This is a genomic window from Rhizobium cerradonense (genome assembly GCF_030182455.1).
In the GTDB taxonomy this organism is placed as follows: Bacteria; Pseudomonadota; Alphaproteobacteria; order Rhizobiales; family Rhizobiaceae; genus Rhizobium.
The window spans coordinates 202,649-217,956 of the sequence record NZ_JAQJCK010000008.1 but is presented as its reverse complement, the minus strand read 5'-3'; the positions used below and the strand labels follow the sequence as shown (position 1 = coordinate 217,956).

Genomic DNA, 15,308 nt, shown 5'->3' with positions numbered 1-15,308 from the left:
GTCAGCGCAGCCTCGGATTGGACATGATGGCGATGATGTCGGCGATGGTGATCAGAAGCAGATAGACGAGGCAGAAAATCATGGCACAGGTCTGAATGAGCGGCAGATCCCGGGTGGCGACGGCATCCACCATCAGCTTGGCTATGCCGGGATAGTTGAAGATCGTTTCGACGATGATGACGCCGCCAAGCAGGTAGGACAGCGAAAGTGCCACTGCATTGACGATCGGGCCGAGCGCGTTCGGCAATGCGTGTTTCAGGACCATGCGCGGGCGCGAGGCGCCCTTCAGGAGTGCCATTTCCACGTAGGGCGTATTCAGCGTCTCGATGACGGCTGCCCGAGTCATGCGGATCATCTGCGCCGATATCACGAAGCTCAGTGTGATGACCGGCATCGCGAAAACGCGCAGCATTTGGGAAAAGGAGTGGATCTCATTGGCGAAGGCGAGCGCCGGCAGCCATTTGAGATAGACGGCAAAGATCAGCACAGCGGATGTCGCGACCATGAATTCGGGCACGGAAATCACGCCGATCGAGACCACCGTCACGATGCGGTCATAGAGGGAGCCGCGCAGCATGGCCGCGGTAATGCCAAGGGTCAGCGCGATCGGCACGGAAAACAGGGTGGTGGCTGCGGCAAGCTTCAGCGAGTTTCCGAGCCGGGCACCGATCAGATCGGCGATCGGCATGTTGTTGGCGTAGGAAATGCCGAGATTGCCGGTGGCAAGGCCGGCAAGCCAGCGAATGAAACGCAGGATCGCCGGATCGTTGAGATGCATCGCGGCACGCAGGCCCGCGACCGCTTCCGGTGTTGCGGCTTGACCAAGGAGGATCTGCGCCACGTCGCCGGGCAGCATTTCCGTTGCCGCAAACACCGTGAACGACACGATGAGCAGCGTGATCACGGCTACGATCACACGGCCGAGCACGAGAGAAAGAACGTGGCGGTTCATGACAGATCCCCATCGCGAGAACGGATGTGCCGATTATACGGCACTGTACCCGACAAGCGGTGCCGTGGCACCACTGGTCGGGTACAAAGGCGAGGATCAGGCGTCGAGCCAGACATATTCCGCGAAGGCATAACCCATCATGCCACCGAGCGGATTGGCCTCCAGGCCATGCAGCTTCGAGGAGATCGCGTCGACGTTGGAAATATAGGCCGGAATGGCGGTGCCGGCCTCTTCCGCGATCATTGCCTGCATGTCACCGTAGATCGCCTTGCGCTTGGCCTGATCGAGCAGACCGCGCGCTTCCACCAGCATGCTGTCGAATTTCTCCGACTTGTACTGGCTTTCGTTCCACGGAGCCTGGGAGGAATAGAGCAGCGAAAAGAGGATGTCCGGCGTCGGACGCGGGTTGATATTGCCGAAATGCATCGGCGCTTTCAGCCAGTAGTTCGACCAGTATCCGTCAGAGGGTACGCGCTGGACGTCGAACTTCATGCCGATCTCGGCGCCGGCCTGCTGCAGCACCATCGCCATGTCGACGGAGGAGGTCGCAGCGTCGGAGGCGACGACGGGAATGGACTGGCCGAGCAGACCCGACTTCTGGAAGTGGAACTTGGCCTTCTCCGGATCGTAGGCCTTCGGCTTCAGATCGGCATTGTGGTAGATGTTGGAAGGCGGCACCGGCTGGTCGTTGCCGATCTCGGCAAGTCCGCGCAGAGCCGACTTCTGAATGACTTCCCGGTTCAGGAGATATTTGACGCCGGTCACGAAGTCCTTGCTGCTGCCTGGGTTCATATCCAGGCGCATGTTGAGGTCCGTATAGTTGCCGGACGTGGTTTTCGAGAGCGTCACGCCCTTCTGGCTGTCCAGAAGCCGCATCGAGCGCGGGTTGATGGACGCGGCGAGCTGGATATCGCCCGAAAGCAACGCGTTGACGCGCGCAGAATCGTCCTCGATCGCGAAGAACTCGAAGGAGTCCAGGTGCGCGCCACCTGACTTCCAATAGTTCTTGTTCTTGACAGCGACGGACCGGACACCGGGTTCAAATCTTTCGCAGACGAATGCGCCGGTTCCGTTAGCTTTACTGAAATCCGTCGTGCCATCGGCAATGATCATGAAGTGATGCATGGCAAGGATGGTCGGAAGATCGGCGTTCGGATTGGCGAGGGTAATCTCAACGGTCTGCGGGTCGACAGCCTTGATGCCGGTCATCTGCTTGGCGATTGCATTGACCTTCGAGCCAACAGCCGGATCGAGATGGCGTTTCAGCGAATAGACGACGTCGGCGGACGAAAGGGTCTTGCCGTCGTGGAAGGTTACGCCCTTGCGAAGCTTGACGGTCCACACTTTGGCGTCGGAGCTTTCAATGCTTTCGGCGAGTTCCATCTGCGTGACGCCGTCCTTGTCGAGGAAGGACAGGCGGTTGTAGAAGGCGCAACAGCGGACATAGTCCGTCGAGAGCGACGCCTTGGCCGGATCGAGCGTGTCGGCCGTCGACGACGACCAGCCGGCTGCCTTGAGCGAGCCGCCCGAGACGGGGGTTGCGGCGAAAGCCGCCGAGGCGCGCCCAAAGATTGCGCCGCCGGCTGCGGCAGCGATGCCGCCTGCAAGCAGCATCTGCAGGAGATCGCGGCGGGTGGCGCCGCGGCGAATGGCATTTTCGACCATGGCATCGTCTGCGCTGGTCCAATTCGTGATCTTGTCGTTCATCTGCGTTCCCCTTGTTGTTAAGGTTTGATTGGCGCGCCTCGTCTTTTTCCGCGAGGTCGATACCGGATAGTCGCTCAAGCGGCCCTGATTGCCTCCACTGCGTCGGCAAGTCCTGCCATGGAGGTGAAATGGAAATCGGGCCTGGTGAATTCCTTGGGTTCGATCGTGCCGCCGTAGCCCTTCTGGGCATGGCGTCGCTCGATCCAGCAATTGGTCATGCCGAGCCGCCGCGAAATGCCGATGTCATGATACTGGCTTTGCGCGACATGCAGAATGTCGTCTTTCGAGCAGCCGTCCTTGGCGACGAAGGCGAAGACCTGCTCGAAGAAGGCCGGATCGGGCTTTTCCGTGCCCGTATCGTCGGCGGTGAATGCGGCATAAAACGGATTGCCGAGTTCCCTGGAAAAGTGCTCGAACGCCCAGCGGCGGGCATTCGTCATGGCGATCAGCCTGTAGCGCTGCGAAAGGCGTTGGAGAGCAGCGGCGCTGTCCGGAAAGCCTTTCCAGCTCTTGGCGGAATCACGCAGGCGTTCGCCGTATGCCTGTTCGGCCGGCAATCCCAATGTCGGGGCAATGACGAGATAGACACGCACCAGATCATCGGGAAACAGCCCGGCATCTCCGGAATAGCGCGCGGCGCGATAGAGGGCGAGCGCTTCCTCGCCATCGATCGAGACGCCCGCTTCCTCGGCAATCCCGGCGAGGCAATCCTTGATACCGCCTTCGAAGTCGATCAGGGTTCCGACGACGTCAAAGGTGAAGTATTTGAAATCCGCTAGGCTCTTTGCCAAGTGTCTGCCCTCGCCAAATATCAGTTCTTGATCGAGCGCATCCAGTTCCGATCACCGGCTGAATGCAGAAGAAAATGCTGTCCTGTTCCTACCGAGGATTTTCTCGTATCTGCCGAAAATCCCCGTTTTTCGGGCATTGAGCGCCTTTAGTCAGTTCAGTTTCGCAGTAAAGGCTCGCCGGATTCTCTGAATGGGAGAGCTGTGGCGGCACAAAATTGCGAATATGAGGGCAAAGCGGTATTTCACCGATACCGCCAAGGCCCCGTTTTGCGCTCAGGCGAGCACCGCCCGTACGTCGGGATCTTCCAGTGTCTGGTCCAGAGTCCTGCGCGTACGTTCGATGATCGCATCGATCTCCCCATCGGTGCAGCAGAGCGGCGGCGCATAGCCGAGAACACCGTTGCCGAAGGCGCGGATGACAAGCCCATTATTCCAGGCGCGATCGAAGATCCGCCGCGCGGGCTCGGCAGCCGCAGGCAAGGGCGTCTTGCGCTCCTTGTCGACCACCAGTTCGACGGCAGCAAGCATGCCGCGCCCGCGCACGTCGCCGACCAGCGGATGGGAACGGAGATCGCGAAGGCCGGCCATCAGACGCGCGCCAGCCTTGACGCCGTTTTCCAACAGGCCGTTTTCGTAAAGGCGCAACACTTCGAGGCCAACGGCGGCGCTGACGGGGTGCGCGGAATAGGTATAACCATGGCCAATCGCGGAGGCGCCGGCGCCGTCGGCAATCGTGCCATAGACCTTCTCCGACAGGAAGACGGCCCCCATCGGCACGTAGCCGGACGTCAGCCCTTTCGCTGTCGTCATCAAATCAGGGACGATGCCGTCTTCAGCACAGGCAAACAGTGGGCCGGTACGGCCAAAGCCGGTGATCACCTCGTCGGCAACGAACAGAATGTCGAGTTCGCTGCATAGGTCGCGCATTGCCTTCATCCAGCCGGTCGGCGGAACCAGCACGCCGCCGGAACCCTGAATTGGCTCGGCGTAGAAGGCCGCCACACGCTCGGCGCCCAGCTCCTCGACCTTGGCGCGAAGTGCAGCGACCGAAGCGGCGATGATCGCCTGCGGATCGGTGCCGACGGGATTGCGATAGGCATAATGGGTGGGAATCTTGTGCTGCCAGTCGAGCGGCATGCCGAAACCAGCATGGAAGACCGGAAGTGCCGTCAGGCCGGCGCCGACGGTGGACGAGCCGTGATAACCCTGTTCGAGCGAGATGAACTGATCCTTCGTGGGCTTGCCGAGTGCGTGATAATAATAGCGGATGAAGCGAACCGTGCTGTCGACGGCATCGGAACCGCCGAGCGTAAAGTAGACATGGTTGAGGTCGCCGGGAGCGCGGTCAGCCAATTCGGCGGCGAGCCGAATGGCGGGTTCCGAGCCGAGGCTGAAATAGCCGGTGGCATAAGGCAGCTCCCGCATCTGACGGGCTGCCGCCTCCACGATACTGTCATGGCCATAGCCGGCATTGACGCACCAGAGACCGGCAAAGCCGTCGATCATCTGATGGCCCGATGCATCGGTCACGGTAGCACCCTTGGCGGATTTCAACACCCGGACGCCGGCCTGTTCGTGACCGCGATAGGAGGCGACGGGGTGAACGAGGTGGGCGCGATCGAGTTCGATAAGGGAATTGCTCAGCATGATGTCTCTCTTCAGCCCAAGGCTTGGCTCGCCAGGGCAAATGTGTGAACGCTGGGAACGGATGACGGGGTAGACGAAGGTGCACGATGCATGGTGATGCCGCCGCCGACATGGGCAAGGCCATGTTCGAGGAGGAAGGGAGCAAGGCCAGTCTCGGCCCCGGTATCGACACGAATGAATGCGCCTGACCGGGCCGCGAACAGAAAGCTCAGAAGGTCCTGAGCCTCACCAGTGGTTCCGGCAACGACCGGGCCGCAGAGTTCGCCACGGCCGAAGGACCGCAAGGCCGCGTAACCGCGCAGCGCGTCGGCTTCGCGTAGAACCGCCAGACGGCCGGCCTGGACCAGGGCTTGGATGAGTGGCCCGCGATCCGCTCCGAAAGCGATGCGATCGAGGGTGACGATCTGCTCGATATCGGCGGCTGTCGCCCAATCCACCGTCGGCGGCGCAATGCACGCGAGCAGCGGGCCTTGGTGCTGAACGATCTCGCCGGTCTTCTTGAACCCTAGACTTTCATAAAGAGGCAGACCGTCGGCAGTCGCCACGAGCCGGCACTCACGATCACCAACGATATCGAGGGCCGCCTGCATGATCCGGCGGCCGATGCCACGCCCGCGCATCGATTCATCGACGATCACCATATTGATCGTTGCGACGTCATCGCCATAGGGAGTGACGAAGATCGTGGCGACGACCCGGTCGTTCTCGACGGCCACCAGGCCGCGGCTAAGCTCCAGCAGCATCTGCCACTCTTCCAGTCGGTGGGGCCAGCCTGCCTGACGGGACAGTGTCAGAGCCGATTGAAGGTGAGAGTGGTCGAGGGGGCGAAGATCGATCCCGGTTGCCTGCACAGGCTTTTTCTCCCGTCGTTGCTTTTCTTTTTGATAGACCCGTAGCGAAAGAAGATCGTCCCGACGAAAGGGCGGCAGCGGTATCTTCCACCGTCCGTCGGCATACCCGCCGCATCTTATGCCGGGGCGGTTGGCGTTGCGGGCTGCGATTGCGGATTTCGGCGGCAACGCGCTTATGACGACGCGCAACTCTCTGCCAAAGCGGAGCGGCGATACAAAACTTTCTGCTTCGCGACGGCCTAAATGCGGTGAACCGATGGAAGAAGGCTGCCTATGATGTTCTCATTCATCAGCGCCTGCGCGGCATTCTGCAAGGATCCAAGACATGACGAAGTTCCGGCCGAAATACATCACCTTCGACTGCTACGGCACTCTGACGAATTTCCAGATGGCCGAGGCTGCTCAGAAGATCTATGGCGGCGAGCTCGACCAGCCGCGTATGGCGCAGTTCATCCAGAATTTCGCAGCCTACCGGCTGGACGAGATTCTGGGAGACTGGAAACCCTATAATGAAGTGCTCCACAATGCCGTCGAGCGGACCTGCCGCAAGAACGGCGTGATCTTCCGCGCCGAAGACGCTCGCTCCATCTATGAAACCGTGCCGAGTTGGGGGCCGCATCCGGACGTGCCGGCGGGTCTTGCGAAGGTCGCCAAGGAAATCCCGCTGGTCATCCTGTCGAACGCGATGAACGAGCAGATCATGTACAATGTCGAAAAGCTCGGTGCGCCGTTCCATGCGGTCTTCACGGCGCAGCAGGCCAATGCTTACAAGCCGCGCTTCAAGGCGTTCGAATATATGTTCGATATGCTCGGCTGCAATCCGGAAGACATCCTGCACTGCTCCTCATCCTTCCGCTACGATCTGATGTCGGCCTATGATCTCGGTATCAAGCACAAGGTTTGGGTTAACCGGGGTCACGAACCCGCCAATCCCTATTATGAATATACCGAGATCAAGGATATTTCCGGTCTGCCCGGCGTCGTCGGGCTCTGACGGGAGGCCGCCATGCAATTTAAGTCCTATTGGCACGACACAGCCCCGCGTTTCGCAAAGCAGAGCACGGCTCCGCTCGAAGGTCATTATGACGTCGCGGTGATCGGCGGCGGCTTTACCGGACTAGGGGCGGCGCTTCAGCTCGCCAAGGCCGGCGCCAAAGTGGTCGTGCTGGAGGCGGGCACAGTCGGCTCCGGCGCGTCCGGCCGAAATGGCGGTCATCTCAATAACGGCATCGCCCATAGTTTCATCGCGGCGAAGGAAGAACTCGGGGTCGAGCGGGCAAAGGCACTCTATCGCGCCTTCGATGATGCCGTCGACACAGTCGAGCGGATCATCGCGGAGGAGGGGATCGACTGCAATTTCCGCCGTGCGGGCAAGCTGAAGCTTGCCTCCAAGCCGGCTCACTTCGACAGCATCGCCAAGAATTTCGAGGCGGTCCATCGCGAGATCGACCCGGATACGGCGCTGCTGACGGCTGATAATCTCAAGGCGGAAATCGGATCGACGTCGTTTCACGGCGCAATGCTCTCCAAGAAGAGCGCAATGATGCATATGGGGCGCTATGCGGTCGGTCTTGCAGAAGCCGCAGTGCGTAGCGGCGCGGTAATCTTCGAGAATGCCACCGTGACCGACAGGAAGGTCAACGGCAGCCGGCATGAACTGACGACCACGCGCGGCAAACTCTCGGCAGATAATGTCTTCCTGGCAACGGGCGCTTATACGCCCGGCATCTTCAGCTATTTCCGCCGTCGCATCGTTGCTGTCGGCAGTTTCATCATTGCCACGCGTCCGCTGACCAAGGCGGAGGTCGCCGCGACCATGCCCGGCAACCGCACTTGCGTGACTTCGCTCAACATAGGCAATTATTTCCGGCTCTCGTCGGACAATCGCCTCATATTCGGCGGCCGAGCCCGATTTTCCGCAACGTCTGATCAGCAATCCGACGCCAAGAGCGGCGAGATCTTGCGCGCCAGCCTCGCGGAAATCTTCCCGCACCTTGCCAAGATCGAGATCGATTATTGCTGGGGCGGTCTTGTCGACATGACCAAGGACCGTTTCCCGCGGGCCGGCTATGTCGATGGGCTTTGGTATGCGATGGGCTATTCCGGCCATGGCGCACAGATGGCGACGCATATGGGCATGATGATTGCCGACGCCATCCTGGGAAAGGCCGATCGCAATCCCGTCAAAGGCCTCGAGTGGCCGGCGGTGCCGGGACATTTCGGCAAGCCCTGGTTCCTGCCGCTCGTCGGCATGTATTACAAGACGCTTGATCGATTCCAGTAACAGCGGTTTTGACAACGAAACGAAAAAGGGCGCTGCTTTTGCCGCGCCCTTTTTGTTGTCTTTGACAGGCTCAGCCAAGCCCGCCGATGTGGAAGGTCTTCAACTCGAGATATTCCTCGATGCCGACTTGCGAGCCTTCGCGGCCGAGGCCGGATTGCTTGACGCCGCCGAAGGGGGCGACTTCGGTTGAGATCGCGCCGGTGTTCAGCCCGACCATTCCGAATTCCAGTGCTTCGCCGACGGCCCAGGAGCGCTTGAGGCTTCCGGTATAGAAATAAGCCGCGAGCCCGAAGGGCGTCCCATTGGCAATAGCGATCGCCTCCTCGTCGGTCTTGAAGCGAAATAGCGGTGCGACCGGCCCGAAGGTCTCTTCGCTGGCGAGCAGCATGTCGGTGGTAGCACCCGACAGGACGACGGGGGCTGCATATTGCCGGCCTTCCGGCAGATTCGAAGCCTTTGCGACGATCGTCGCGCCTTTCTCCACGGCATCGGCAACGTGGCGCTCGATCTTCTCGATGGCGGCGGCATTGATCATCGGACCGATGTCGACGCCCGCTTGCGTGCCGGGGCCGACCTTCATGGCGGAAACGCGGGCCGCCAGTTTTTCGGCAAAGGCGTCGTAGACCTTATCCTGCACCAGAATGCGGTTGGAGCAGACGCAGGTCTGGCCGCCATTGCGGAATTTGGAGGCGATAGCGCCTTCGACGGCAAGGTCGAGATCGGCATCGTCGAAGACAATGAAGGGCGCGTTGCCGCCGAGTTCGAGGCTGAGCCGCTTGATGCTGTCGGCGGCGCCGCGCATCAGCAGTGCGCCGACGCGGGTCGAGCCGGTGAACGAGATCTTGCGGACCGCTTCATTGCGCATCAGCTCGTTGCCAATCTCGGTCGGCAGGCCAGTGACGATGTTGATGACGCCCGAAGGGATGCCGGCGCGTTCGGCCAGAACACCGAGCGCCAGCGCCGAATAAGGCGTGAGGTCGGATGGCTTGATGACGACCGTACAGCCGGCGGCGAGCGCCGGGGCCACCTTGCGGGTGATCATTGCATTGGGGAAGTTCCAGGGCGTGATGATGCCGCAGACACCGACCGGTTCCTTGAGGACCACGATGCGTCGGTCGCGGGTCGGCGAGGGTATGGTCGTGCCACCGATCCGGCGCGCTTCCTCGGCGAACCATTTGACGAAGGAGGCACCGTAGCGGATTTCTCCACGTGCCTCGGTCAATGGCTTGCCCTGCTCGGTCGTCAAGATCAGGCCGAGATCGTCGCAATGTTCGATCATCAGATCATGCCAAGCTTCCAGCAGTTGTGCCCGCTCGGCATGGGTCTTCGCCCGCCAGGCCGGGAAGGCGGCGCTGGCGGCTTCGATCGCGGCGCGCGTCTCCGTCCCGTCCATGTCGGGAACCGTGCCCATTACTGTCTGCGTGGCCGGATCGATGACGTCGACGGTCTTGCCGGAGGCGGCATTGCGCCAGAGTCCATCGATCAGGCCCTGCTGGCGCAATAGGCTCCGGTCCTTGAGGTCGATCATTGCTGTTGTTTCCTTATCGTTCAGACGAGTGCGTTCAGCACGGCATGGGTGATGGCGTCGGTCTTGTCCTTGCCGGGGAAGGTGCCGATGCCGGCTTCGGTTGTCGCGGCAATCGCACGCATGATTTCGGCTGCGGCTGGCTTTTCGCCGAGATGATCCAGCATCATGGCGGCCGACCAGATGGCGGCAATCGGATTGGCGATGCCGAGATGGGCGATATCGGGCGCGGAGCCGTGCACCGGTTCGAACATCGACGGTGCCGTGCGGTTCGGGTTGAGATTGGCAGAGGCGGCAAAGCCGAGCCCGCCCTGGATGGCGGCGCCGAGATCGGTCAGGATGTCGCCAAACAGATTGGAGGCGACGACGACATCGAGGCTTTCCGGCGCCATAACCATGCGGGCCGCCATGGCGTCTATGTGATAGTTCGTTACGGTGACATCCGGATAGTCGGCGGCGAGCCGCGCCGTGACCTCATCCCAGAACACCATGGAATATTTCTGCGCATTCGATTTGGTGACGGAGGCGAGCTTTCCGCGGCGTGCGCGGGCCTGTTCGAAGCCGAAGCGCAGGATGCGCTCCACGCCGGCTCTGGTGAAAATCGAAGTCTCGACGGCGACCTCGTTTGCCGTGCCCTGGTGCACGCGTCCGCCGGCCCCGGAATATTCGCCCTCAGTGTTCTCGCGAATGCAGAGAATATCGAAGTTGCGTGTCTTCAGCGGCCCTTCGACACCCGGCAGCAGCCGATGCGGCCGGATATTGGCATATTGCTCGAAGGCCTTGCGGATCGGCAGAAGCAGGCCGTGCAGCGAAACGGAATCGGGCACCTCGGCCGGCCAGCCGACCGCGCCGAGCAGGATGGCGTCGAATTTGCGCAGCGTCGCAATGCCATCGGCCGGCATCATCGTGCCCGTTTCCTTGTAGTAGGTGCAGGACCAGGGAAAGCTGGTCGGCTCCAGGCCGAAGCCCGCCTTCCCGGCCACTTTTTCCAATATCTGCCACGCTGCGGCGGTAACGTCCTTGCCGATGCCGTCGCCGGGGATGAGAGCGATCCTATAGGTCTTCATGTCAGCTCCTCAGATGTTGATCAGCACGGATTTGCTGCGACGATTGGCGAGATAGGCATCGCGGCCAAGGTCCTTGCCGATACCAGAGTTCTTGTATCCGCCAGTCGGCAGAATATGGTCGCGGGAACGCCCATAGCGATTGACCCAGACGGTTCCGGCCTGAAGGCGGCGCGTCACGCGGACGGCTCTGGAAAGATCGCGCGTGAATAGGCCCGCCGCAAGCCCATAGGTCGGATGATCGGCAAGCAAGAGCGCTTCCTCCTCCGTCTCGAAGGTTTGCAGCGTCAGCACCGGCCCGAAGATTTCTTCAGTGACCGCCGGCGAGGCCTGATCGACCCCGGCAAGCAGCGTCGGGGCATAAAAGTAGCCTGGCCGATCCAGCCGCGAACCGCCGGTCAGGCATTCCGCGCCGACGCCGATCGCAGCCCGAACGATGCTGTCGATGCGCCCGATCTGACGCTCCGAGATAACCGGCGAATAGAGGCTTTTCTCGTCCCAGGTGGGGCCCGGTTTGATTTGATGCATGTGCCGGAGGATCGCCTCGGTGAGAGGTTCGGTAATCGAGCGCTCGGCAATCAGCCGCGAACCCGCCACGCAGGCTTGGCCGGCATTGGCGAGGACGTTGCGGGCGATCGCCTCGGCGGCCTGATCGAGATCGGCATCGGCAAAGACGAGTTGCGGGCTTTTGCCGCCGAGTTCCAGCGTCATCGGCTTGACGCCGCTGCGGGCGATATTCTCCATGATCGCCGCACCGGCTGCCGTCGAACCGGTGAAACTGATCTTGCTGATACCGGGGTGGCTGGTGATCGCCGCGCCGGTGGTCGGGCCGTCGCCGAGAACGATGTTGATCAGACCGGCGGGAATGCCGGCGCGCACCGAGAGTTCCGCCATGTAGAGCGTCGAAAACGGCGTCATCTCGGAGGGTTTCAGCACCACGGCGTTGCCCGCTGCCAATGCGGGGCCGAGCTTCCAGCCGGCCATGGAAATCGGGAAGTTCCAGGGGGTGATCGCGCCGACGACCCCGTAGGGTTCGGTCATGATCATGCCGAGGCTGTGGTCGTCAGTCGGGACCAGATCGCCACCTTCCTTGTCAGCGAACTCCGCGAAGAAGCGGATCTGCTCGGCAGTAATGGCGATATCGCCGGCGACGAGCTGGCCGATCGGGCGGGTCGAGGATACGGCTTCTAGACGGGCGAGCGTCACGGCCTCTTCTTCCATCAGGTCAGCCCAACGAACCAGCGCCTTGGTTCGCTCGCGCGGCCGGAGGGAGGACCAGCCGCTGGTCTTCAGAGCCCGGTTCGCGGCCTCGACGGCGCGGTCGACCAGGTCCTTTCCGGCCACCGGACATTCCGCGAAAGCGACACCATCCGACGGCCGGTGCATGGTCATGCCGCCCATGGCTGCGACATAGCGGCCGTCGATGAAATGTCCGCTTGGGAGATCGAGCGAATTTGGATCGAAACTAAGGGTCATGGCCGTTCCTTACCGTCGGGTCGGGCAAGTCTATCGGCTGCACCCTGGCAGTTTCGATTGATGCTTTCGCCGTCGCGACGGAATATCCCGTTTGCCCTCAGTGTTTCAGCGCAAGATTCGGCGTTTCAGAGAACGTCACGCAATGTAGCCAGAAAGGGCCGCACAAATCGCGAGGCGGGCCGGGCGTCATTGGTGGCGGCCACCATCTGCATGGCAAGACGCGGTTCGAAGGGGCGGGCCACCAGACCCTCGAAGCCATGCCAGGCAACGAGCCCGTCGACCAGGGCGATGCCGAGCCCCTCGCGCACCAGCGGCACAGCGCCAACAGAGGAGGCAATCTGAATGGCAACCTCGCGCTGCAGGCCGCAGCTCGAAAAAGCTTCGTCCATCGCCGCGCCGATTTCCGCATGGGCGCCGTAGGAGATCAGCGGCAAACCGTCGAGATCGGCGGGGCCGATCCTTGCCTTGGATGCCAGGGGATCATCGGCCCGCATTACCGCGACGATCGGGACATCGCTGAGGATTTCGCTGCGAACGGTTGGGGCTTCGATCACAGACAAGGTGACGGCGAGGTCGATGTCGCCGAGAAGCAGCGCCTCGGCGATCTCGCGCTTCGGCAGGGCATGGAGATGAACCTTCACTTCCGGATGCTTCGCACGAAAGCGCAGGAGTGCCTTCGGCAGCACCGAATAGGTGACCGCCAGGCTGATCCCGAGCCTCAGCAAACCGATCTTCTGCGCACCGATATCCCGCGCCAGCGATTTCAGGGCTTCCATCTCACGAAACACCCTGTCGGCATCTGCAAACAGCAGGTTTGCCTCCATGGTCGGCACGAGCCGCCCGCCGATACGATCGAACAGCGTGTAGCCGAGCTGGCTTTCCAGGTGATGGAGAAACTTGCTGGCGGCGGGCTGCGATATCCCAAGCGAATTCGCGGCTGCGGTCAGCGTACCGTCGCGCATGATCGCCCGGAAGATTTCTAGCTGGCGTGCGTTCATGAGATCCGCCTTTAGGTTATGGATGTCATAACCAATCGCCGCAGACTGTCAAACGCCGTAGCGTTCGCGCATCTCGGCGAAGATGGCGCGCATCTCCTCGGCAACATCGCCCGACCTATTCAAGCCGGAGGCGACCGCGTCGAAGATCCTGTGCTTCAAGAAGAATCGCCAGCCGACCGGCACGCTGGCGAGAAAGCCGGTCAGCAGATCGTAGCGCTCTTCCGTCCATACCGATTCAAAGGCGATTCGCTCTGCGGCATAGGTGATGGGAGCGGTCTTTGGCGATCGGTCGGCGCGTAGGGCTGCGGTCGCCTCGCTGTCAACCGCGCCACGCGATATCGCCACGCCGTAGTCGCGTCGCGCACTTTCCATTGAGATAGCGCCGCGGCGCACATCCTGAATGACCTTTTCGACCGGCCGCTCGAACGGATCGCCGTAGCCACCGGCGCCTGGACCAATGACGCGGATCACGTCGCCGGGATTGCAGTGCACAATGTCCGTATTGCCGAGCGAAATCTTGTCGTCTCTGCCGGGGTTGCGGATAAAGCGTGAGATGGTGCCGGCATGACCGCCTGCGAGACCCCAGCAGGGCATGACCGAGCGATTGCGATTGCGCGCCGTCACTACGGTTTCCGGCGCCGAGACCTGAAATTCCATCACGGCCGACAGGCCGCCGCGATAGCGACCGGGCGCGCCCGTATCGGTCTCCAATCCGTAGCGCAGAAAGCGGATCGGCACTTCCGCCTCGCTGATCTCGATCGGCGTGTTGCGCAGGAAACCGGTGGCGCCGCCGGCGCCGTCGCTTCCGTCGCCGATCGGTGTTCCGCCGCCACCGCCGCCGACAGGGCCGATCGAGGCCATGACCGGCCGGCCATTTCTGGCGCTGGTCTTGATGTTCATGATGGCATTGCCACCGGGAGAGGCGGTCGGCATCAGCTCCGGAAGCGCCTTAGCGAAGGCGCCGACCGTGACGATCTGGGTCATGGCGCAGGTCAGGGAACGCATGCCGACGGCGGCGGGACGCTGGCAATTGACGATGCTTCCTTCGGGAAGCACCGCGCGCGCCGGTCGGAGCGTTCCGGCGTTGAGCAGCAGCGAATTGTCGAGGGTATATAAGACATAGGTCAGGCCCACCATCACCAGCGGATGGCGTTCGCGCCCGCCGGTGGGCATATTGAGCGACGACCCTAATTGTGGATCGCTGCCGGTATAGTCGAGTTCGATCTCGTCATCGCGGATGCGCAGCGTCAGCGCCACACGGCAAGGTTTGCCGCCGACCGAATCCTCGTCGGCATAATCCGCGAAGAAATAGTCGCCATCCGGTATGCGCTTGAGAATGGCGCGCGTCTGTTCCTCGGCATAATCGAGAATCTGGCCGACACCATTGATGAAATCGTCAAAGCCGAAGCGGGCAATGATCTCCTTCAGCTTGCGCTCGCCGATATTGACGGAAGCAATCTGGGCATTGAGGTCGCCGATGTTCTGATCCGGCAGGCGGACATTGGCTCTGACAGTGTGCAGCACGAAATCGTTCAGCACACCGTTCTCGACGAGCTTGACCGGCGGAATGCGCAAGCCTTCCTGCTCGATTTCGGTGAGCGAGCGCGACAGCGAGGCAGGGACTGCGCCGCCGACATCGGTATTGTGGATATGGCCGACGACGAAGCAGGCGATCTCGCTGCCGTGAAACACCGGTTTCCAGATATGGATATCGGGAGAATGGGTCGCGACGAAGCCGCTATAGGGATCGTTGGTGATGCAGATGTCACCCTCGGCATAGCTATCGAACATGTCGAGGAGCGGGCGGTAGTCGATGCCGCTATACCAAGGCGCTCCGAACTGACGCGGGCTTGCGAAGGCAAGCCCCTCGCGCGTCACCACCTGGCAGGAGAAGTCCTCCGTTTCCTTGACGAAAGCGGAGTGCGCCGTGCGCATCAGGGTGAAGGCCATGGCATCGGCGGCGGCTGCACAGAAGTTGGCGAGAACTTTCAGATTTCTGCGATCGATCGCCAT

At 61.6% G+C, this 15,308-nt stretch carries 12 protein-coding genes; 2 read left to right on the top strand and 10 right to left on the bottom strand.

What is annotated here, in order from left to right:
- Position 1: 1 nt before the first annotated feature.
- From PH547_RS20355 to PH547_RS20335, 5 genes are all read right to left on the bottom strand, one after another.
- The gene (locus tag PH547_RS20355; protein ID WP_104827172.1) at positions 2–952 is read right to left on the bottom strand and encodes an ABC transporter permease; all 951 of its coding nucleotides are present in this window, start codon (positions 950–952) and stop codon (positions 2–4) included.
- 96 nt (positions 953–1,048) lie between these two features.
- Positions 1,049–2,659 carry an ABC transporter substrate-binding protein gene (locus tag PH547_RS20350; RefSeq protein WP_104827171.1) on the bottom strand — a complete coding sequence of 537 codons (1,611 nt, stop codon included), beginning with the start codon at positions 2,657–2,659 and terminating at the stop codon, positions 1,049–1,051.
- A gap of 74 nt (positions 2,660–2,733) precedes the next feature.
- Complete coding sequence (locus tag PH547_RS20345; RefSeq protein WP_285169260.1) at positions 2,734–3,450, bottom strand: HAD-IA family hydrolase; 717 nt, start codon at positions 3,448–3,450, stop codon at positions 2,734–2,736.
- Positions 3,451–3,723: 273 nt separating this feature from the next.
- Entirely contained in the window at positions 3,724–5,097 is a 1,374-nt protein-coding gene (locus tag PH547_RS20340) for an aspartate aminotransferase family protein (RefSeq protein WP_285169259.1), read from the bottom strand.
- A gap of 11 nt (positions 5,098–5,108) precedes the next feature.
- On the bottom strand, positions 5,109–5,948 hold the full coding sequence (locus tag PH547_RS20335) for a GNAT family N-acetyltransferase (protein WP_285169258.1): 840 nt from the start codon (positions 5,946–5,948) through the stop codon (positions 5,109–5,111).
- Between the two features lie 325 nt (positions 5,949–6,273).
- Between PH547_RS20335 and PH547_RS20330 the strand changes: the two genes are divergently transcribed.
- Both PH547_RS20330 and PH547_RS20325 read left to right on the top strand, forming a co-directional pair.
- The gene (locus tag PH547_RS20330; RefSeq protein WP_285169257.1) at positions 6,274–6,942 is read left to right on the top strand and encodes a haloacid dehalogenase type II; all 669 of its coding nucleotides are present in this window, start codon (positions 6,274–6,276) and stop codon (positions 6,940–6,942) included.
- Between the two features lie 12 nt (positions 6,943–6,954).
- Positions 6,955–8,232, top strand: a complete 1,278-nt coding sequence (locus PH547_RS20325) for an NAD(P)/FAD-dependent oxidoreductase (protein WP_285169256.1) — start codon at positions 6,955–6,957, stop codon at positions 8,230–8,232.
- Between the two features lie 70 nt (positions 8,233–8,302).
- Here the strand turns inward: PH547_RS20325 and PH547_RS20320 are convergent, their stop codons facing one another.
- The 5 genes from PH547_RS20320 to PH547_RS20300 all read right to left on the bottom strand — a co-directional run bounded on the left by PH547_RS20320 (position 8,303) and on the right by PH547_RS20300 (position 15,308).
- Positions 8,303–9,760 (bottom strand): NAD-dependent succinate-semialdehyde dehydrogenase, encoded by a 1,458-nt coding sequence (locus tag PH547_RS20320; protein ID WP_285169255.1) that lies wholly within the window; start codon positions 9,758–9,760, stop codon positions 8,303–8,305.
- A 20-nt stretch (positions 9,761–9,780) separates the two neighbouring features.
- On the bottom strand, positions 9,781–10,824 hold the full coding sequence (locus PH547_RS20315; protein WP_285169254.1) for a tartrate dehydrogenase: 1,044 nt from the start codon (positions 10,822–10,824) through the stop codon (positions 9,781–9,783).
- Positions 10,825–10,833: 9 nt separating this feature from the next.
- Positions 10,834–12,297, bottom strand: a complete 1,464-nt coding sequence (locus tag PH547_RS20310; protein WP_285169253.1) for an aldehyde dehydrogenase family protein — start codon at positions 12,295–12,297, stop codon at positions 10,834–10,836.
- A gap of 125 nt (positions 12,298–12,422) precedes the next feature.
- Positions 12,423–13,295: a LysR substrate-binding domain-containing protein gene (locus tag PH547_RS20305; protein WP_285169252.1), complete on the bottom strand. Its 873-nt coding sequence runs from the start codon at positions 13,293–13,295 to the stop codon at positions 12,423–12,425.
- 48 nt (positions 13,296–13,343) lie between these two features.
- On the bottom strand, positions 13,344–15,308 hold the full coding sequence (locus tag PH547_RS20300) for a hydantoinase B/oxoprolinase family protein (RefSeq protein WP_285169251.1): 1,965 nt from the start codon (positions 15,306–15,308) through the stop codon (positions 13,344–13,346).

Coding starts and splice junctions, on each gene's coding strand:
- PH547_RS20315 (WP_285169254.1), bottom strand. CDS start 10,824: ATGAAGACCTATAGGATCGCTCTCATCCCCGGCGACGGCATCGGCAAG.
- PH547_RS20320 (WP_285169255.1), bottom strand. CDS start 9,760: ATGATCGACCTCAAGGACCGGAGCCTATTGCGCCAGCAGGGCCTGATC.
- PH547_RS20300 (WP_285169251.1), bottom strand. CDS start 15,308: ATGGCGATCGATCGCAGAAATCTGAAAGTTCTCGCCAACTTCTGTGCA.
- PH547_RS20350 (WP_104827171.1), bottom strand. CDS start 2,659: ATGAACGACAAGATCACGAATTGGACCAGCGCAGACGATGCCATGGTC.
- PH547_RS20355 (WP_104827172.1), bottom strand. CDS start 952: ATGAACCGCCACGTTCTTTCTCTCGTGCTCGGCCGTGTGATCGTAGCC.
- PH547_RS20305 (WP_285169252.1), bottom strand. CDS start 13,295: ATGAACGCACGCCAGCTAGAAATCTTCCGGGCGATCATGCGCGACGGT.
- PH547_RS20310 (WP_285169253.1), bottom strand. CDS start 12,297: ATGACCCTTAGTTTCGATCCAAATTCGCTCGATCTCCCAAGCGGACAT.
- PH547_RS20330 (WP_285169257.1), top strand. CDS start 6,274: ATGACGAAGTTCCGGCCGAAATACATCACCTTCGACTGCTACGGCACT.
- PH547_RS20325 (WP_285169256.1), top strand. CDS start 6,955: ATGCAATTTAAGTCCTATTGGCACGACACAGCCCCGCGTTTCGCAAAG.
- PH547_RS20340 (WP_285169259.1), bottom strand. CDS start 5,097: ATGCTGAGCAATTCCCTTATCGAACTCGATCGCGCCCACCTCGTTCAC.